Below are 18,282 nucleotides of genomic sequence, written 5' to 3' on the forward strand. Positions count from 1 at the left end.
GCACAATAATTGGGGAAGAGGGATGTCGGAAATTGCCATGGTGGCAATTCAGTTTCAATTAAGTTGCTACAGGTACGGTGGCCGACGTAGGAAAAATCTTGAAACGGAGACTCCCAATGATGCGCCTTACAGTGCTGGTCGCCGCCGGTATCATTGCCTTCACGGCGATCCAGGCCCAAGCCGTGGACCCCGACAAACCACTGAAAGTGCCTGCCACTGTTACAATTATCGCCTTTGATCAGTTGGAAGCCACGGCCCTGGCCTTGCACCCGGGTTCAACACTGCTGGATACCGACCTGGACGAGGAATACGGCAAGTATCTTTACCAAGTTGAACTGGAGGATACCGATGGCATCGAGTGGGAGGTTGAATTGGACGCGCTCACCGGGCAGGTTCTCAAGAATCATCAGGAAACGTAATGAAGGTAAATTTATACGGCGGCAGTCGAATGGCGTTGCTGCTCCTGGCTTTTTGCTCAAGCCTGGCAGCCCGCGATCTTGATCAGGACGAGGCCTTGGTCCTGCGCCAGAACGGCGTGATCCTGTCGCTGGAGCAGTTGCTGGACCAGGCCATGGCGCGTCATCCGGGTTCGCGCCTGCTGGAGGCCGAGCTTGAGAAAAAGCACGGTAAATATGCCTATGAAGTGGAACTGGTCACCGCCGAAGGCGTGGTGCGTGAGATCAAGTTGGATGCATCCACGGGTGCGCTGATCAAAGACGAGGAAGACTGATGCGCCTGCTTTTGGTGGAAGACAACGTACCTCTGGCCGATGAACTGTTGGCCGGCTTGCAACGCCAGGGCTATGCCGTCGATTGGCTGGCTGATGGCCGCGATGCGGTGTACCAGGGACGCAGCGAACCCTATGACCTGATCATCCTCGACCTTGGCCTGCCCGGTTTGCCTGGGCTTGAAGTACTGGCGCAATGGCGGGCCGCCGCGCTGGCCATCCCGGTACTGATTCTCACGGCGCGTGATTCCTGGGCCGAGCGCATCGAAGGGCTCAAGGCTGGCGCCGACGACTACCTGAGTAAACCGTTCCATCCCGAGGAACTGCACCTTCGCATCCAGGCGCTGCTGCGCCGCTCCCATGGGCAGGCCAATCAGCCCACCCTGCAAGCGGCTGGCCTGCACTTGGATGAAGGGCGCCAGTGCGTGCTGCGCGATGGCGCAGAGATCCAGCTGACCGCCGCCGAATTCCGCCTGTTGCGCTACTTCATGCTGCATCCCGAGCAAATCCTGTCGAAAAGCCACTTGGCCGAGCATTTGTATGATGGCGAAACCGAGCGCGACTCCAATGTGCTGGAAGTCCACGTTAACCACCTACGGCGCAAGTTGGGGCGCAGCGTGATCGAAACCCGGCGCGGCCAGGGTTACCGGTTTGGCGCCAGCGCCGAATGAGGTCGATCCAGCGGCGCCTGAGCCTGGGCCTGGTCAGCGTTATGGTGATTGTCGGCGTTGCGTTGGCGCAAACCAGTCTTTGGTTGTTTGAAACGGGCTTGCAGCGCTACCTGGAAGCGGGGCTGCGCGACGACAGTGAGAGCCTGCTGGTCGCGCTGGTACGCGGCCCAGATGGCTTGCAACTGCATGAGAAACGCTTGTCGCCAGCGTACCAACGACCGTTTTCCGGGCACTATTTCCGGATTGATTTCGCCGATACGCACTGGCGCTCCCGCTCGTTGTGGGACCAGGAGCTGCCGCAACTGCCCGAGGCCGGCCTCAAGGGCAACCTGCAACTGGGGCCGGAAGGTCAGCAACTGTTGGTGTTGCGCGAGGACTACAAACGCTTCGGGCAGTCGATTTCCATCAGCGTGGCCCAGGACTACACGCCGGTGCGGGAAAGCTTTCGCCTGATGCGTCAGATCGGTCTGGTGCTGGGGCTGGCGGCGCTGCTGCTGGTGTTGGTCCTGCAACGGCTCACCGTGCGCCGCGCCTTGCGCCCCTTGGAAACCGCGCGTAACCAGATTGCTCAACTGCAACAGGGCCAGCGTTCGCAACTCGACACCCAGGTGCCGCTGGAGCTGGAGCCGCTGGTGGCGCAGATCAACCACTTGCTGGCCCACACCGAAGACAGCCTCAAGCGTTCGCGCAATGCCTTGGGCAACCTCGGACACGCCCTCAAGACCCCGCTGGCGGTACTCTTGAGCGCGGCGTCAAGCGAAGCGCTGATGAAGGATCACCCTGAACTGAGCAAGCTGCTGCGTGATCACTTGGAACACGTGCAGCAACGCCTCAACCGTGAACTCAACCGTGCGCGCCTGGCCGGTGAAACCTTGCCGGGTGCGTTGTTCGACTGTGAAAAGGAATTGCCGGGCCTGCTCGCCACCTTGAACATGATCCACGGTGAGCACCTGGACCTGAGCTATCACGCCGCGCCCGGGCTGCAACTGCCCTGGGACCGTGAAGACCTGCTGGAGCTGCTGGGCAATCTGTTGGATAACGCCTGCAAATGGGCGGATGCCGAGGTGCGCCTGACCGTCACAGAGACTGCGCACAGCTACGTGCTGGCGGTGGAGGACGACGGCCCCGGCATACCCGAAACCCTGCGCGATCAGGTCTTCAGCCGCGGCGCACGGCTGGATGAGCAGACTGATGGGCATGGCCTGGGGTTGGGTATCGTGCGGGATATCGTCGAGGTGTGGGGAGGGGTGTTGCAGTTGCAGGAAAGTGCGTTGGGCGGTTTGAAAGTACTGATTGAGTTGCCCAAGCGTTAGTCCTGACACACCACAATCAAAATGTGGGAGCGGCGGTGCGACGATTCGACTTGCTCGCGAATGCAGTGTGTCAGTCTCTGAATATGTCGACTGATGTACCGGATTCGCGAGCAAGCCCCACATTGGATCTATTACACCGTCAGACCCGGAACTGATCCATCAACCCCTGCTGCTGATTCGCCAGGCTATTCAACGCCTGGCTCACCCGCGCCGATTCATTCGCCTGTTCCGACAGCGATTCGGTCACATCGCGAATCGTCGCCACATTGCTGTTGATTTCCTCGGCCACCGCGCTTTGCTCTTCGGCAGCGCTGGCGATTTGCAGGTTCATGTCGCTGATCACCGTGACGGCCTCGCCGATCTGGCGAAGGGCGGTCACCGCCTCGCCAACTTGTTCGACGCTGCCCTGGGCCTGGCGATAGCTATTGTCCATGGCGCTGACGACCTCTTCGGTGCCGCCTTGCAACTGCTCGATGACCAGGCGGGTTTCCTCGACGGACTCCTGGGTGCGCCGCGCCAGGTTGCGCACTTCATCTGCCACCACCGCAAAGCCACGTCCAGCCTCACCGGCGCGGGCCGCTTCGATGGCGGCGTTGAGCGCCAACAGGTTAGTCTGTTCGGCAATACCACGAATCACTTCCAGCACCGAACCGATTTTTTCGCTATTGGCAGCCAGGCCTTCGACCTGGTTCATGGCCGTGCTCATATCCGCCGCCAACTCCCCGATATTGCGGGTCGTGCGGTCGATTACTGTGAGGCCGTCGCGGGTCGCCTGGTCGGCATCGCGTGCAGCTTGGGCCGCCTGCGCAGCGCTGCGCGCCACATCCTGGGCGGTGGCGCTCATTTCGTGGGAAGCAGTGGCCACTTGGTCGACCTGACGATACTGCTGTTCCATGCCGGCGCTGGTTTGCGTGGCAATTGCGGCGGACTGGTCGGCGGTGCCACGGGCGTCCTGCACCGAACGCTTCACCTCGGCGATGATCGGTTGCAGCTTGTCCAGGAAACGGTTGAACCAGCCGGCCAGTTGGCCCAGCTCGTCCTGCTTGTCGTAGGCCAGGCGTCGGGTCAGGTCGCCTTCGCCGCTGGCAATGTCTTCGAGCATCTGCGCTACGCCGAGGATCGGCCGGGTCACGCTGCGTGCCATCAGCCACACCAGGATCAGGCCGACCACTGCCGCCAGCAGGCCCAGGCCCAGTTCCAGCAGGGTGCCGCGCGTGTTATCGGCGTCCAGTTGCGCCTTGAGCGCTTCGGCCGGGCCTACCAGGACTTTCTCCGGCACATCCAGCAACACGCCCCACGGCTTGCCATCCGGGATCGGCGCGAACGGCGCCAGCACCTTGAGTTGGTGGTCGCTACGCAGGCTGCGGATGTGGGTGCTGCCAGACAGGGCGCTGATCAATTGTGCGCCATTGGCGCTGTCGACCTGGTCCAGGCGCTGACTGAGCTTGCTGGCGTCCTGGCTGTGGCCGGCGAGCAAACCTGTAGGGCTGAGGATGCTGACGTGGGTCTGGCCGTCATACAGCTTGTGGCTGGCCTGTTGGCTCACGGCCTGCAGGCTGTTGAGGTTGATGTCGACCGATAACGAGGCGATGACTTTGCCATTGACCATCAACGGAAAAACGATGCTGGTCATCAGCACGTTTTGCCCGTCGATCACATAAAAGTAGGGTTCGATCACGCACGGCTTGAGGGTGGTGCGCGGGCAGGTGAACCAGGCGTTGGCCTTTTCACCGCTGGGGCCGACGCTGGCGTCGGACATGTCGCTTTCCGGCAAGGCCATTGAGGTCAGCTTGCCGGGTGTCGGCTGCGACCAGTACAGGGCGAAGCGGCCTTTGTCGTTACTGCCCAGTTCGGCTTGGCCTGCGAACAACTCATCCTTGCCATCCAGGGCATTGGCTTCGAACACCAGGGACAAACCGAGCAAGTCCGGGTTGGCCTGCAACGCGGCCCTGACCTGGCGGGTCAGGTCTTCGCGGGTGTCGAAGGCGTCGAGAAAGCGTTTTTCCGCCTGTTCGCGCAAGAACAGCACCTGACGAGAAAAACCATGGCCGTACTGATAGGCGTCCATGAACTGCTGCCGAATACCCAGCGCCTGCACTTCGCCTTGGGCTTCGATGCGCGCCTGGGCGGCTTCATCCAGCATCTGCATGCTGGACGCCTTGACCTGCTGCGAACTCTGCTCCATGCGATACAGCGACAGACCCACCAGCAGGGTCACGATTCCCAGCAGGCACAGGCCGGCGAGCAGGGTGATTTTCCATTGAATGGAGAGCTGCCTAAGCGACATCGGTACATCCTTACCTGAAAACACATGAGCCCGGTTATCGGCCGATTTCAAACTTTCTTAATTCAAACGATCAATTTAAACCTGAAAGCGGCGCCGCTTTTTGACATGCGCGCCCACCTGCGGCAAAGTGCGCGCCCTCTAATAAGACCTCCTTCAAGCCTGTACGTCGGCTGCCGCCCGATGGCCGCCCGGGCGCAGGCATGCCTGTTGTTTACGTTTTTTGCTTGAGGTAACCATGATTAACGCAGTTATTGCCGCGGTCGGCACCATGCTGGTGCTCAGCCTGTCCCGCGTGCATGTGGTCATCGCCATCATCGTTGGCGCACTGGTGGGCGGCCTTACCGGTGGGCTGGGCATCGACGCCACGCTCACGGCCTTCAATGGCGGTTTGGGCGGTGGTGCCACCGTGGCCTTGTCCTACGCCTTGCTCGGCGCTTTTGCGGTGGCGATTGCCAAGTCTGGCCTGGCTCATGCCCTGGCCGACAAGGCGCTGCTGCGAGTGGACCGCCAGGAAGCCAGCGGTGGCAGTCACGTCAAATGGCTATTGATCGGCCTGCTGTGGGGGGTGGCGATTGCCTCGCAGAACATCCTGCCGATCCACATTGCGTTTATCCCGTTGCTGGTGCCGCCGCTGTTGTATGTGCTGACCAAGCTGCAACTGGACCGCCGCCTGATCGCCTGCGTGATGACCTTCGGCCTGATCACGCCCTACATGTTCCTGCCGGTGGGCTTTGGCAATATCTTCCTCAACCAGATCCTGCTGGCCAACGTGGCCAAGAGCGGCGTGGACATCAGCCAGGTCAGCGTCACCCACGCCATGAGCTTGCCGGCCCTGGGCATGGTGGTCGGCCTGCTGGTGGCGGTGTTTATCAGCTACCGCAAAAAGCGTGTGTACAACCTGGAAAAAATCGAGCGCGTCGAGCAGGTGGCGGTGCAGTACAACCCGTTGACCCTGCTGGTGGCTGGGGTGGCGATTGCTTCGGCGTTCATCATTCAATTGTGGCTGGACTCGATGATCATCGGCGCGCTGGCCGGGTTCCTGATCTTCTCGGTGTCGGGCATCGTGCGCTGGCGCGATACCGATGACCTGTTCACCGAAGGCATGAAGATGATGGCGATGATCGGCTTCATCATGATTGCCGCGTCGGGGTTTGCCGAAGTGCTCAAAGCCACCGGCGATGTGCGCGCGCTGGTGGAAACGTCCGCGGCGTTCATCGGCCATAGCCGTGGCGTGGGGGCATTGCTGATGTTGCTGGTCGGGCTGCTGGTGACCATGGGCATCGGTTCGTCGTTCTCCACCGTGCCGATCCTGGCCGCGATCTTTGTGCCGCTGTGTGTGCAACTGGGCTTCAGCCCGGTCGCCATTGTGTGCATCGTCGGCACGGCGGGTGCCTTGGGTGACGCCGGCTCACCGGCCTCTGACTCCACCCTCGGCCCGACCTCCGGCCTGAATATCGACGGCCAGCACCACCATATCTGGGACACTGTGGTGCCGACGTTCCTGCACTACAACCTGCCATTGCTGGCGTTTGGCTGGCTGGCGGCGATGACCCTCTGACGGCGCGCTCACTACAGAATCCGCGCAATTGGCCGATAGCCTCTCAAGTCGTGACTAATAAGAGAGAAAAGCCATGCGTCTGAGCCTCAAGGCCAAAGTTCTGTCCCTCGCCGTAGTGCCGGTGTTGCTGTTTGCGGTGGTCATCAGCCTGACCACCGTGTGGATCCTGCAAGGACAGGCGCGCAACGAGGTGGATGAAACCCGCCAGCGCCTGCTCAACGACGCCAAGGCTACCCTGCAAAGTTATGTAGAAGTGGCCATGAGCACCGTCAAGCCGCTCTACGACGCCGCCGCCCCGGGCGATACCGCCGCGCGCGCAGAGGTGGTCAAGTTGCTGTCCAACACCAGCTACGGCAAGGACGGCTACTTCTTCGGCTATGACTCCGAGACCATCCGCCTGTTCAAGGGCAACAGCCCAGACGGCGTGGGCAAGAGCTTCAAGGACAACCGCGACCCCAACGGCGTCTACGTCAACCGCGACCTGGTCAAGGTCGGCAAGGACGGCACCCACTACCTGCAATACAGCTCGACCCAACCGGGGCAGACCGAACTCGTGCCCAAAATGGGCTACACCGAATACCTGCCTAAATGGGACATGGTCATCGGTACCTCCGTCAACCTGGACGGCATCGAAGCCCAGGTCGCGGTGGTCGAGGCCAAGGTGCAAAAACGCATGGAAGGCGTGTTGCTGAGCATCCTCGGCGTGGCTGTGGTGGTGCTGCTGGTGATCGCTGCCGTCGGCATGGTGCTGGCCAATACCATCCTGCGTCCGCTGACCTTGATGAAAGCCAACCTCGACGATATCGCTGCCGGCGAAGGCGACTTGACCCGCCGCCTGGCCATCACCAGCCAGGACGAGCTGGGCGATCTTGCCGGCGCGTTCAACCGCTTTGTCGACAAGATCCACGGCCTGGTGCGCCAGATCACCGAGATGACCACCCAACTCACTGGTCTGGTCAGCCAGGTCTCCGACCAGGCCCAGCGCTCCGAACAGGCCATGGAGCGCCAGCGCCACGAGACCGACCAGGTGGCGACTGCGATCAATCAGATGTCGTCCGCTGCGCAAGAAGTGGCGCGCAGTGCCCAGGGCGCCTCGGTGGCTGCCCAGCAAACCGACGCCGAAGGCCAGGCCGCCAAGCGCGTGGTGGACGGCAGCATCGCGCAGATCCATGCGCTGGTGAACGACATCCGTAGCAGCGGTGTGTCCCTCGACAGCTTGCAGCAAGACGTGTCCTCTATCGTCAGTGTCCTCAGCGTGATCCGCTCCATCGCCGAACAGACCAACCTGCTGGCGCTCAACGCGGCGATCGAAGCGGCACGGGCAGGGGAGGCCGGGCGTGGTTTTGCCGTGGTCGCCGATGAAGTGCGTGCCCTGGCCAGCCGCACCCAGACCAGCACCCAGGAAATCCAGGGCATGATCGACCGCCTGCAAAAAGGCACCGAAGCCGCCGTGGAGGCCATGCGCCGTTCCAGCGATGCCGGGGATGGCACCTCGGCCCAGGCCAACGAAGCTGGCGCGTCGCTGGACACCATTGCCCAGTTGATCGGCACCATCAATTCGATGAACGCCCAGATCGCCAGCGCCGCCGAAGAGCAGACCGCGGTCGCCGAAGAGATCAACCGCAGCGTGCATCAGATTGCCGTGGCGGTGGACAGCGTGGCCGACGAGACCCAGCTGGGCGCGCAGACCTCACGTAGCCTGGCGGAGCTGGGTCAACGGTTGGGGCAATTGGTCGGTCAGTTCAGGATCTGAAGCCGCCATAGCAAGCTGAAACCACCCATGCTCGGCGGTGTTAAGAAGCGATCCAGCGGCTACAAGACATCACGCATCAGCAAGCCAAAGCGCACATCCATCTCCGCCGGGACAGGTACATACACCGTGTGCCCATCTCCCGGCGCGACCTCAACAGCCTCGCCCCGGCTGTTGTGCATCCTCTCCAGATCAAAGTGAAAATTGCCGGCCGGTGTCATCAATTCCAGGTGATTGCCCACCGCAAAGCGGTTCTTCACCTTGACCTCGGCCAACTCGCCCCAACGCTCGCCGGTCAGCTCTCCGACGAATTGCTGACGCTGCGACACCGAGCTGCCGCTCTGGTAGTTCTGGTACTCATCGTGCACATGGCGGCGCAGGAAACCCTCGGTGTAGCCGCGCTGGGCCAGGGATTCGAGGTCGGTCATCAGGCTGCGGTCGAAGGCGCGACCGGCCACCGCATCATCGATTGCGCGGCAATACACCTGGGTGGTGCGCGCGCAGTAGAAATGGGATTTGGTGCGGCCTTCGATCTTCAGCGAATGCACGCCCATGTGCGTCAGGCGCTCCACGTGCTGCACCGCGCGCAGGTCCTTGGCGTTCATGATGTAGGTGCCGTGCTCGTCTTCGAAGGCGGGCATGTGCTCATCGGGGCGGTTGGCCTCTTGCAGCAGGAACACCTGGTCGGTCGGTGTGCCAATGCCCAGGGTCGGTTCCGGTTGAAACACCTGGACGATATCGCCCGTGGCGTTTTCCACTGCTGGCGTGGCCTGGTATTTCCAGCGGCACGCGTTGGTGCAGGTGCCCTGGTTAGCATCACGCTTGTTCATATAACCCGAGAGCAGGCAGCGTCCGGAATAGGCCATGCACAAGGCACCGTGCACGAACACTTCCAGTTCCATGGCCGGTACTTGCTGGCGGATCTCGCCGATCTCTTCCAGGGACAGTTCCCGCGACAGGATCACCCGGCAGATCCCTTGCTGCTGCCAGAACTCCACGCTGGCCCAGTTCACGGTGTTGGCCTGCACAGACAGATGGATCGGCATCGACGGGAAGTGCCGGCGCACCAGCATGATCAACCCGGGGTCGGACATGATCAGCGCATCCGGGCCCATGGCGATCACCGGGGCCAGGTCCTTGAGGAAGGTCTTCAACTTGGCGTTGTGCGGCGCGATGTTCACCACCACGTAGAAACGTTTGCCCAGCCCGTGGGCTTCCTTGATGCCGAGGGCCAGGTTGGCGTGGTCGAACTCGTTGTTGCGCACTCGCAGGCTGTAGCGCGGCTGGCCGGCGTAGACCGCATCGGCGCCGTAGGCGAAGGCGTAGCGCATGTTTTTCAGGGTGCCGGCAGGGGCGAGCAGTTCGGGGGCGAGGATGGGAGGCATGGGCACGGGTCGCAAAAGGTCGCGAAGGTAGCCGAGCGGCCACGACGGTTTATTGATCCAGGTCGTTGTTTGGGCTTTTTGTATCGCTGTGTATCGACAGGCGCTGTTGAAGGAGGCCAAAGCCGTTGAGTGAGGCGGTCTATGCTTGTTCGATAACCTAGGGCACTCCCAGGTTTCGCTGCGGACTAAGCAACAGGGCCTACACGAGGCCACTGCTTTTCTGACATGGATCGGACATGAATCAAACCAACCTGCAATTCAAAACCCTGCTGTTGTTGCTGGTCCTGGTGACCATTGCCTTTATCTGGATATTGCTGCCGTTTTACGGCGCGGTATTCTGGGCGGTGATCCTTGGCATTATCTTTGCCCCGATGCAGCGCCGCCTGCAGCAGCGCTTTGGCTGGAACCGCAACCTTACGTCCCTGGCCACCTTGAGTGCCTGCTTGATAGTTGCGATCCTGCCGGTGATCATCACCAGCTCCTTGCTGGTGCAAGAGGGCGCGACGCTCTATAAAAACGTTGAAAGCGGTAAGTTGGACGTGGCGGGGTATATCGAGCAGTTCAAAAACGTGCTGCCGCCGTATTTCCAGCACCTGCTCGACCGTTTTGGCATGGGCAACCTGGAAGGCTTGCGCGAGAAGATCGTCAAGAGCGCGATGCAGGGCAGCCAGTTCTTTGCGACCCAGGCGTTCAGCTTCGGCCAGGGCACGTTTGATTTCCTGGTGAGTTTTTTCACCATGCTGTATTTGCTGTATTTCCTGCTGCGCGACGGCCCGGACCTGGTGCGCAAGGTGCGCACGGCGGTGCCGCTGGCCGAACCGCAGAAGCGCCGGTTGCAGCTCAAGTTCAATCGGGTGGTGCGTGCCACGGTCAAGGGCAATGTGCTGGTGGCCGTGACCCAGGGTGCGCTGGGCGGGTTGATCTTCTGGTTCCTCGATATCCCGAGTGCGTTGCTCTGGGCGGTATTGATGGCGTTTCTGTCGTTGTTGCCGGCGGTGGGCGCGGGGATTGTGTGGGGGCCGGTGGCCGCTTACTTCCTGTTGAGCGGCTCGATCTGGCAGGGCGTGGTGCTGGCGCTGTTTGGCGTGTTTGTGATTGGTTTGGTGGACAACGTGCTGCGTCCGATCCTGGTGGGCAAGGACACCAAAATCCCGGACTACCTGATCCTGATCTCCACCCTGGGCGGTCTGTCGGTGTTTGGCTTGAACGGCTTTGTGATCGGGCCGCTGGTGGCGGCGCTGTTCATGTCCAGTTGGGCGTTGTTTGTGGAAAGCAAGCCGCGGGTCAAGTTGCCGTTGCCTTAGGGGCAGCTGTAAGTTTCAAGCTTTTAGCCTCAAGCTTGCAGCTTGAGGCTTGCAACTGCTTCTCCACTGCTCCTGAAAGGCCCCCTGATGGCTTCGCCATCGCGTACTAGGTACCAGCAGGCGAGCAAGCCCAGCTCCCGAAGAGGGGCGGGGACGGCGCTGCCGATGACGGACATGATCTGAACAGTGGGCATAAGGACCTCCAATCGCTATGGAGGTCACCTTACGGGGCTGGGCGGCGTAGGAAAAATCAACCGTCTCGATAGTCGACATCAACGCGAGGCGTCAGTCCACCACCTGATCAAGCATGTTCACCACTTCCTGCTCACTGAGCAAACCCTTGCGCACCAGGTTTTCTGCCAGCAGTGCGAGGAATTTGGCGCTGCGGTGGCCTTCCAGGTGCTTGAGCTCGGTGAGGGCGCTGTACACCTTGCTGGACGTGCAGAGGCCAGCGGTGCGGTGTGGGTTTTGCGTGGGCATGGTCAGTCGTCCTTGTTGTTATTGGGTGGACAGGCTCGATAGTGGGAGTGTGTCGTGACACAAACATGACAGCGTGAGGCCCGGTCGAGCAAGTAGACATTGGTGTTGATGATGTGCGAATACGCGACGGGCATTGTCCTCGGAACGACCTTTGCAGGATGAATCCGGACTTTTCAGACAAAAAAAGGCCTCGCAACCTGCGAGGCCCGTTTCAGCGTGATCGATTACCAGCCGCGGCCGTAGTAGCCGTGGGGGCGGCCGTAATAACCACGCGGTGGACCGTAATACACCGGCGCCGGGCGGTAGTAGACCTGTTGTTGCACATACACCGGTGGCGGCGGTGCGTAATAGACCGGCGGCGGCGCGGCGTACACCGGTTGCGGTTGCACATACACCGGCTGCTGCACATAGACCTCACGTGGCTGGCTGGCAACCACGGAGCCCACGACTGCTGCGCCGACCAGGGCACCCAATACGGCCGGGCCACCCCAACCACCACCGTGGGCGGAGGCTTGGCCTGCCATCGCGAGTGCGCCAACAAGCAAGGCGATCTTGGGGATTGTACGAATCATGGTCATTCCTCGGTTAGCCCCTGCGCTTGTGGTCTGCAATCAATGGACTCAAGTAATGTCGCGGGGATACTTTTAAGACAACGTATTTCTGAAAAACAGCACAGCCGCTAGGTAAAGGTTGTGTAAGGTCTGTATCGAATCGCTTACTCAAGGAGTTACCCATGCAGATGCACCCCAACAAGGACACGCGGCTGTGCATGTCGCTGTCGGCGCGCCCCGGGAATTTTGGCCTGCGTTTTCATAACCACCTGTACGAACAGTTGGGTCTGAACTTCTACTATAAAGCCTTCAGTAGTCAGGATTTGCCCGGCGCGATCGTTGGTATCCGCGCGCTGAACGTCCGTGGTTGCGGGGTTTCCATGCCGTTCAAGGAGGCCGCCATTGCCTTAGTGGACGAACTCGACGATTCAGTTCAAGCCATCGACTCGCTAAACACCATCGTCAACACCGATGGGCATCTCAAGGCCTACAACACTGATTACATCGCCATTGAGCAACTGCTGAAAAAGCACGCCGTGCCGCAGTCATCGACATTCGCCCTGCGTGGCAGCGGCGGCATGGCCAAGGCCGTGGCCAGTGCCTTGCGCGATGGTGGCTACGCTAGTGGCGTAATAGTGGCGCGCAATCAAGCCGCAGGCCGCGCCTTGGCGCAGAACCTGGGCTATGAATGGTTGCCCGACTTGGGTGAATTGCGCCCACAGATGCTGATCAACGTGACACCTATCGGCATGACCGGCGGGCCTGAGGCGCACGCCCTGGCGTTTGATGCCGAAGCCGTGGAGGCTGCCGAAACGGTGTTCGATGTGGTGGCGATCCCCTCTGAAACCCCATTGATCGTGCGGGGCCGTGCCAAAGGCAAACGGGTGATTACTGGGTTGGAAGTGATCGCGATCCAGGCGTTGGAGCAATTTGTGCTCTATACCGGTGTGCGTCCGACTCCTGAGCAATTCGAGAAAGCCGTGGCATTTGCGCGTGCCTGAAACCTCATCCCATCGCATCCCCCACCCAGTACCCAAGTAGCATAGGTCTCCCCCCTGGCCCTTCGTACACTTGTGCCTCAGAGGGGGAGCCAACGATGCACAACAGTGAAGGCGTAGTCAGTGCCATGTCCCAGGCCACCGATGCCGGGCAGGCCGCCGAAGAGCTGGCGCGGCAACTGTTGCATCCGTACCTGGGTTTCGTGCTGTTTTTCTGCTCGGCCTCCTATGATTTGCAGGCTCTGGGCCACGCGCTGCAACAATGCTTCGCCAGCGTGCGCGTGGTCGGCTGTACCAGCGCCGGCGAGATCACGTCCCAAGGCTATGGCCGCAACTGCATCACGGCGGTGGGCTTCAACCACGCTCACTTTTCCATCGCCACTGAGCTGATCGACCAGGTGGAACACTTCAGCCTGATCAACGCCCAGGACATGGTCGAACGCCTGGTCGGCGGTTGCCGCAGCAATACGCTGGCGCCGATCAAGGGCAACACCTTCGCCCTGACCCTGCTCGATGGCCTGTCCAGCCGAGAAGAAATGGTGCTCGCGGCCCTCAGCGCCGCGTTGGGCGATATCCCGCACTTTGGCGGTTCGGCGGGTGACGACAATTTCCTCACGCACACCCACGTCTACTTCAACGGCGTGTTCCACAGCGGCGCAGCGGTGGTGGTACTGGTCAATACCTGGCTGGATTTCGAGGTGTTCACCACCCACCACATCCTGCCGCGCTCGGAAAAGCTGGTGGTCACCGGCGCAGACAGCCCGTCGCGACGGGTCTTTGAACTCAACGCCGAGCCTGCCGCCGAAGAATACGCGCGGCATATCGGTGTGGCCGTGGCCAACCTCGACCACCGCACCTTCGCCGCGCACCCGCTGGCGGTGCGCATCCACGACCAGTACTACGTGCGCGCGATCCAGCAGGTGCACGAAGACCTCAGCCTGAGTTTCTACTGCGCGGTGGAAAACGGCATCGTCCTGACCGCGATGAAGCCCGGCCCGATTCTGCCGAACCTGCAAACCCTGTTCGACGGCCTGCAGTCGCGCCTTGGCGACCTGCTGCTGACCATTGGCTGCGACTGTTTCCTGCGGCGCCTGGAACTGGAAGACAACGGCACCCTCGAGCAGATCGGCAGCTATCTGCGCGACCAGCGGGTGATGGGCTTCAACACCTATGGAGAACAGTTCAATGGCATGCACATCAACCAGACTTTCACCGGGGTCGCCATTGCCCGAGGCCGACGCTGACCTGCCCGCCCTGGTGGCGCGACTGCAACAGGACAACCACAAGCTGGCGCGGATCAATGCGGCGCTGATCGAGCGCATCGAGTCCGGCATGACCCAGGGCAACAACCCCTACACCACCTTCCAGCATTCGGTGGTATTGGCCGAGCAAGTACGCGAACGCACTGACGCGCTGAACCAGGCGATGGCTGAACTCAAGGCCAGCAACCACCTGCTGATCAACGCCCGGCTGCGCGCTGAAGCCCTGCGCGGCGAACAGGCAGCGGCGCAAAAGGCCCAGGAAAGCGAACGCTGGATCCGCCTGATCACCGACAACGTGCCGGCGCTGATCGGCTACCTGAATGCTGATCTGGTCTACGAATTCACCAATAAAGTCTATGAAGAATGGTACTGCTGGCCGCGCGGCATGATGCTCGGCCAGAGCCTGCGCGAAGTGCACAGCGAGCAGCATTGCCAACGCCTGGATGCCTACGTCGCACGCGCCCTGGCGGGGGAAAGCGTGACGTTTGAATTCGCCGAAACCAACATCAACAATCAGGAGCGCTACATGCTGCGTTCTTATGTGCCGAACCTGTTGGCCAGTGGCGAAGTGGTGGGGATCTTCGTATTGATCCGCGACATCACCGAACGCCGGCGCACCGCTGAGGCCTTGCACCAGGCCTACCAGCACCTGGAGCAACGCGTGGCCCAGCGCACGTCGGAACTCACCTCGCTCAACGACCAGTTGCTCAAGGAAATCGACGAGCGCCGGCGCATGGAAACCCGCCTGCGTGAAGCCAAGCGGGAGGCCGAACAGGCCAACCTGTCGAAAACCAAGTTCCTCGCCGCTGTCAGCCATGACCTGCTGCAACCGTTGAACGCCGCGCGCCTATTTACCAGCGCATTGCTCGAACGCCCCAGTGAAACCCTGGTGCGCAACGTCAGCAATTCCCTGGAAGACGTGGAAAACCTGCTCGGCACCCTGGTGGATATTTCCAAGCTGGATGCCGGGGTGATCAAGGCCGATATCGCGCCGTTTGCCCTCAGTGAGTTGCTGGACAACCTCGCCGTCGAATACACCGAACTGGCCCGCGCCGAGGGGCTGGCGCTGCACTTTATCGGCTGCTCGGCGCTGGTGCGCAGCGATATCCAGCTGCTGGCGCGGATCCTGCGCAACCTGCTGAGCAATGCGATCCGCTACACCTACAAGGGCCGCGTAGTACTGGGTTGCCGGCGCCAGCATCAACGCGTGTTGATTCAAGTATGGGACAGCGGCATGGGCATTGCCGAAGAGCGTCTGGAAGAGATTTTCCAGGAGTTCAAGCGCGGCGATGTGCAGCGCCCGGATCAGGATCGCGGGTTGGGCCTGGGCCTGGCCATCGTGGAAAAGATCGCCGGGATGCTAGGCCATCGCATCAGCGTCAAATCCTGGCCGGGTAAAGGCTCGATGTTTTCGGTAGAAGTGCCGTTGAGCGCCACCGCGCCCAAGTCCTCGCCGGCGCCGTGCATGAGCGAGCCGATGCTCGAACGCTTGCAGGGTGCGCGCGTGTGGGTGCTGGATAACGACGCGGCGATTTGTGCAGGCATGCGCACGTTGCTCGAAGGCTGGGGCTGCCGGGTGGTCACCGCGCTGTCGGAGCAGGACTTGGCGCGACAGGTGGACAACTACCATGCCGAGGCGGACTTGCTGATTGCCGATTACCACCTCGACAACGACCAGAACGGCATTGACGCAGTGGCCCGCATCAACGCGCGGCGGGGCCGTGCGATACCGGCGATGATGATTACTGCCAATTACAGCAATGAGTTGAAACAGCAGATTCGTGAGCTGGGGCATACGTTGATGCATAAGCCGGTGCGGCCGATGAAGCTGAAGACTGCGATGAGTCATCTGCTCAGTCGGCCCTGACAAAAGGCAATCAAAATGTGTGGTTTTGTGTTCTGTCTGGAGGTTCAGCGCCGCAGGTAGGAGCCGAAATCAATATCCCCGGCACTGAGTATCGCCTGCACCCGATTATGCACATTCAACTTGCGCAAGATCGCCGACACATGCGCCTTCACCGTGGTCTCGGCAATCTCCAGGGTGTACGCAATCTGCTTGTTCGACTCGCCCTTGGTCATCCGTTCCAACACCAGCAATTGCTTGCGCGTCAGTGCCTGCAACAGCTCCGGGGCGAAACCGGGATTGTCGTTCATGCGCCGTTGCCCGGTGTTTTTCTGGGAGCGGATGATGTCCGGCGGCAGGTACACGTTGCCGTTGAGAATCTGCTGGATCGCCTCGGTCATTTGCAGGCGGGGCGAGGACTTGGTGATAAACCCCACGGCGCCATACGTGATGGCTTGCAGCACGATTTGCTTGTCCTGTTCGGCCGAGACAATCACCACCGGGATAGTCGGTGACTCGTTGCGCAGGTTGATCAAACCGTTGAGGCCGTGCATGCCGGGCATGTTCAGATCCAGCAGGATCAGGTCGAGGTCGTCGTGTTCCTGGGTCAGGGCGAGGGCACTGTCCAGGTCGGCGGTTTCCATCACCTCGCTGCCGGGAAATCCGTCGCTGATAACGTTATGGATCGCCTCGCGAAACAGCGGGTGATCGTCGGCAATCAAAATTTTGTACATGGCCGTTCACCTTCTTGTTGTGGTTTTTTATTCAAAGGGTTCGGGTGTGGCAGTCATCACTGGCAGGTTTGCCGCTTCCCATGCATCCAAGCCATCGCGATACCAGTACACAGAGGTATAGCCCAGCTCGGCGGCTCGTTTTACCGCGTTCCAACTCAGCCAGCAATCGGAGCGGCAGTAGAACACCAGCGGGCGTGCCAGGTTGCCGCCGGTGAACGTGTACAGATGTCGCACGAGATAGCCTTGCCATTCAGGTGAGAGGTCACCGTCGCCGGTGTTGGCCAGCCAGTGGCTTCCTGGCAGATTGGCGTGAGGCTGGTCTTCGATGAAACGGCCTTGCAGCCACTGGCGCCGGTACACGTCGATCAGGACCGGCGCGGGCGTCTGGTTGAGCAGGGCTCGCAGGGCCGGGGTGTCGACGATGGTCGCCCCTGGCAGTTGATCGGGCGTAGGGCTGCGGTACACGCTGATGCGGTAGCCGTCGGCGGAAAACAGGGGTGGGTCGGCGTGTACATGCGTGATGAACAGGCACAACAGGGCCGCTAGGGGCAGTCGAACGGGCAGCATGGCGGGTCCAGTCGTTATCGTTATGCACCTATTACACGCCAGTCCCGCTGCCTTGGGAATGCGACGATAGACAGCAAAACCAGTACCAAAGTAGTAGGTCGCGGCGCGGCGCGGGGTTCTAGCATGGGACGAGAGCCGCTGCCATTGGAGGCATTATGAATATCCTGTTGGTCGATGATCACGCCGTGGTCCGCCTGGGCTATGCCGGGCTGTTGCGCAGCGGCCTGCCGGGTGTGGTGGTGCGTGAAGCGGCCAGTGGCGAAGAAGCCCTGGCGCGCGTGCATGAGGCGGTGCCCAACCTTGTGATCATCGGCTTCGGCCTGCCGGGTATCAGCGGCCTGGAAACCACCCGCCGCCTGCGCCAGCGCTTGCCGCAGTTGCGCGTGCTGTTTTTCAGCCAGCACGCCGAGTTGCCCCTGGTGCGCCAGGCTCTGGAGGCGGGTGCATCGGGCTACCTGACCAAAAGCGCGTCGCCTGCGGTGATGCTGGACGCGGTGGAGCGCATCCTCGACGGTCACACCTATATCGAACAGGACCTGGCGACCCAGCTGGCCTATCACCCCACAGACCGCCGTTTGCAGAGCATGACGCAGCGCGAACTGGAAATTTTCCTGATGCTCGCCAGAGGCACCCCGGCCCGCTCGATTGCGGCCCAGCTGAGTATCAGCAGCAAGACCGTGTCCAATTACCTGACCTTGCTCAAGAGCAAGTTGCAGGTGAGTTCCCATGCCGAGTTGGTGCATTTGGGGATTGATATGGGGGTGGTGCGGGTGGCGGGATGACAGTGGCGACGCAAATCCCCTGTGGGAGCGGGCTTGCTCGCGAATGCAGTGTGTCAGTCAACTGATCCAC

The 18,282-nt window shown here is 61.1% G+C and carries 18 protein-coding genes and 1 pseudogene; 13 read left to right on the forward strand and 6 right to left on the reverse strand.

What is annotated here, in order from left to right; genetic code table 11:
• Positions 1-116 precede the first annotated feature (116 nt).
• From AACY44_RS22585 to AACY44_RS22600, 4 genes are read left to right on the forward strand one after another with little or no spacing between them, the layout of a single operon-like run.
• A complete protein-coding gene (locus tag AACY44_RS22585) occupies positions 117-419 on the forward strand; it encodes a PepSY domain-containing protein (protein WP_339436203.1) in 303 nt (100 codons plus the stop codon).
• Complete coding sequence (locus tag AACY44_RS22590) at positions 419-730, forward strand: PepSY domain-containing protein (RefSeq protein WP_339420011.1); 312 nt, start codon at positions 419-421, stop codon at positions 728-730. Before AACY44_RS22585 ends, AACY44_RS22590 begins: the two co-directional genes overlap by 1 nt.
• A complete protein-coding gene (locus AACY44_RS22595; protein WP_049709086.1) occupies positions 730-1,398 on the forward strand; it encodes a response regulator transcription factor in 669 nt (222 codons plus the stop codon). The genes AACY44_RS22590 and AACY44_RS22595 overlap by 1 nt, the downstream gene beginning before the upstream one ends.
• Positions 1,395-2,711 carry a sensor histidine kinase gene (locus AACY44_RS22600; protein ID WP_339420014.1) on the forward strand — a complete coding sequence of 439 codons (1,317 nt, stop codon included), beginning with the start codon at positions 1,395-1,397 and terminating at the stop codon, positions 2,709-2,711. Before AACY44_RS22595 ends, AACY44_RS22600 begins: the two co-directional genes overlap by 4 nt.
• Positions 2,712-2,850: 139 nt before the next feature.
• On the opposite strand, the gene AACY44_RS22605 is transcribed toward AACY44_RS22600, so the two are convergent.
• Positions 2,851-4,998, reverse strand: coding sequence for a methyl-accepting chemotaxis protein (locus AACY44_RS22605; RefSeq protein ID WP_339420016.1), 2,148 nt, complete (start codon positions 4,996-4,998; stop codon positions 2,851-2,853).
• Positions 4,999-5,022: 24 nt separating this feature from the next.
• Here AACY44_RS22605 and AACY44_RS22610 point away from each other — a divergent pair, with 24 nt between their 5' ends.
• The 4 genes and pseudogenes from AACY44_RS22610 to AACY44_RS27845 all read left to right on the forward strand — a co-directional run bounded on the left by AACY44_RS22610 (position 5,023) and on the right by AACY44_RS27845 (position 8,309).
• A complete protein-coding gene (locus AACY44_RS22610; protein ID WP_339531096.1) occupies positions 5,023-5,226 on the forward strand; it encodes a hypothetical protein in 204 nt (67 codons plus the stop codon).
• 10 nt (positions 5,227-5,236) lie between these two features.
• Positions 5,237-6,556, forward strand: a complete 1,320-nt coding sequence (locus tag AACY44_RS22615; RefSeq protein WP_339420140.1) for a Na+/H+ antiporter family protein — start codon at positions 5,237-5,239, stop codon at positions 6,554-6,556.
• Positions 6,557-6,629: 73 nt separating this feature from the next.
• Positions 6,630-7,451 (forward strand): annotated as a pseudogene (locus AACY44_RS27840) (cache domain-containing protein); the annotation flags it as partial.
• Between the two features lie 102 nt (positions 7,452-7,553).
• Positions 7,554-8,309, forward strand: a complete 756-nt coding sequence (locus AACY44_RS27845; protein WP_370467857.1) for a methyl-accepting chemotaxis protein — start codon at positions 7,554-7,556, stop codon at positions 8,307-8,309.
• A gap of 59 nt (positions 8,310-8,368) precedes the next feature.
• Here the strand turns inward: AACY44_RS27845 and trhP are convergent, their stop codons facing one another.
• Positions 8,369-9,691 carry a prephenate-dependent tRNA uridine(34) hydroxylase TrhP gene (gene trhP, locus AACY44_RS22625; protein WP_339531098.1) on the reverse strand — a complete coding sequence of 441 codons (1,323 nt, stop codon included), beginning with the start codon at positions 9,689-9,691 and terminating at the stop codon, positions 8,369-8,371.
• A 236-nt stretch (positions 9,692-9,927) separates the two neighbouring features.
• On the opposite strand from trhP, the gene AACY44_RS22630 reads away from it, so the two are divergent.
• Positions 9,928-10,995, forward strand: coding sequence for an AI-2E family transporter (locus AACY44_RS22630; protein WP_339428149.1), 1,068 nt, complete (start codon positions 9,928-9,930; stop codon positions 10,993-10,995).
• 285 nt (positions 10,996-11,280) lie between these two features.
• Here the strand turns inward: AACY44_RS22630 and AACY44_RS22635 are convergent, their stop codons facing one another.
• Positions 11,281-11,475, reverse strand: coding sequence for a hypothetical protein (locus AACY44_RS22635; RefSeq protein ID WP_010211349.1), 195 nt, complete (start codon positions 11,473-11,475; stop codon positions 11,281-11,283).
• Between the two features lie 224 nt (positions 11,476-11,699).
• Entirely contained in the window at positions 11,700-12,053 is a 354-nt protein-coding gene (locus tag AACY44_RS22640; protein WP_339531101.1) for a hypothetical protein, read from the reverse strand.
• Between the two features lie 155 nt (positions 12,054-12,208).
• On the opposite strand from AACY44_RS22640, the gene AACY44_RS22645 reads away from it, so the two are divergent.
• From AACY44_RS22645 to AACY44_RS22655, 3 genes are all read left to right on the forward strand, one after another.
• Positions 12,209-13,027, forward strand: coding sequence for a shikimate 5-dehydrogenase (locus tag AACY44_RS22645; RefSeq protein ID WP_339420026.1), 819 nt, complete (start codon positions 12,209-12,211; stop codon positions 13,025-13,027).
• 95 nt (positions 13,028-13,122) lie between these two features.
• Positions 13,123-14,268 (forward strand): nitric oxide-sensing protein NosP, encoded by a 1,146-nt coding sequence (gene nosP, locus AACY44_RS22650; protein ID WP_339531103.1) that lies wholly within the window; start codon positions 13,123-13,125, stop codon positions 14,266-14,268.
• The gene (locus AACY44_RS22655) at positions 14,210-16,153 is read left to right on the forward strand and encodes a PAS domain-containing hybrid sensor histidine kinase/response regulator (RefSeq protein WP_445261914.1); all 1,944 of its coding nucleotides are present in this window, start codon (positions 14,210-14,212) and stop codon (positions 16,151-16,153) included. The genes nosP and AACY44_RS22655 overlap by 59 nt, the downstream gene beginning before the upstream one ends.
• Before the next feature lie 44 nt (positions 16,154-16,197).
• Here AACY44_RS22655 and AACY44_RS22660 read toward each other — a convergent pair whose 3' ends face one another.
• Together AACY44_RS22660 and AACY44_RS22665 are read right to left on the reverse strand one after the other, a co-directional pair.
• Positions 16,198-16,863, reverse strand: coding sequence for a response regulator transcription factor (locus AACY44_RS22660; RefSeq protein ID WP_049709073.1), 666 nt, complete (start codon positions 16,861-16,863; stop codon positions 16,198-16,200).
• A 27-nt stretch (positions 16,864-16,890) separates the two neighbouring features.
• Positions 16,891-17,430 (reverse strand): PQQ-dependent catabolism-associated CXXCW motif protein, encoded by a 540-nt coding sequence (locus AACY44_RS22665; RefSeq protein WP_339428152.1) that lies wholly within the window; start codon positions 17,428-17,430, stop codon positions 16,891-16,893.
• 155 nt (positions 17,431-17,585) lie between these two features.
• On the opposite strand from AACY44_RS22665, the gene AACY44_RS22670 reads away from it, so the two are divergent.
• Positions 17,586-18,212 carry a response regulator transcription factor gene (locus AACY44_RS22670; RefSeq protein WP_339428153.1) on the forward strand — a complete coding sequence of 209 codons (627 nt, stop codon included), beginning with the start codon at positions 17,586-17,588 and terminating at the stop codon, positions 18,210-18,212.
• Positions 18,213-18,282 lie beyond the last annotated feature (70 nt).

The sequence above is a fragment of the Pseudomonas sp. RA_15y_Pfl1_P11 genome (genome assembly GCF_963970975.1).
GTDB classification, from domain to species: domain Bacteria; phylum Pseudomonadota; class Gammaproteobacteria; order Pseudomonadales; family Pseudomonadaceae; genus Aquipseudomonas; species Aquipseudomonas tritici.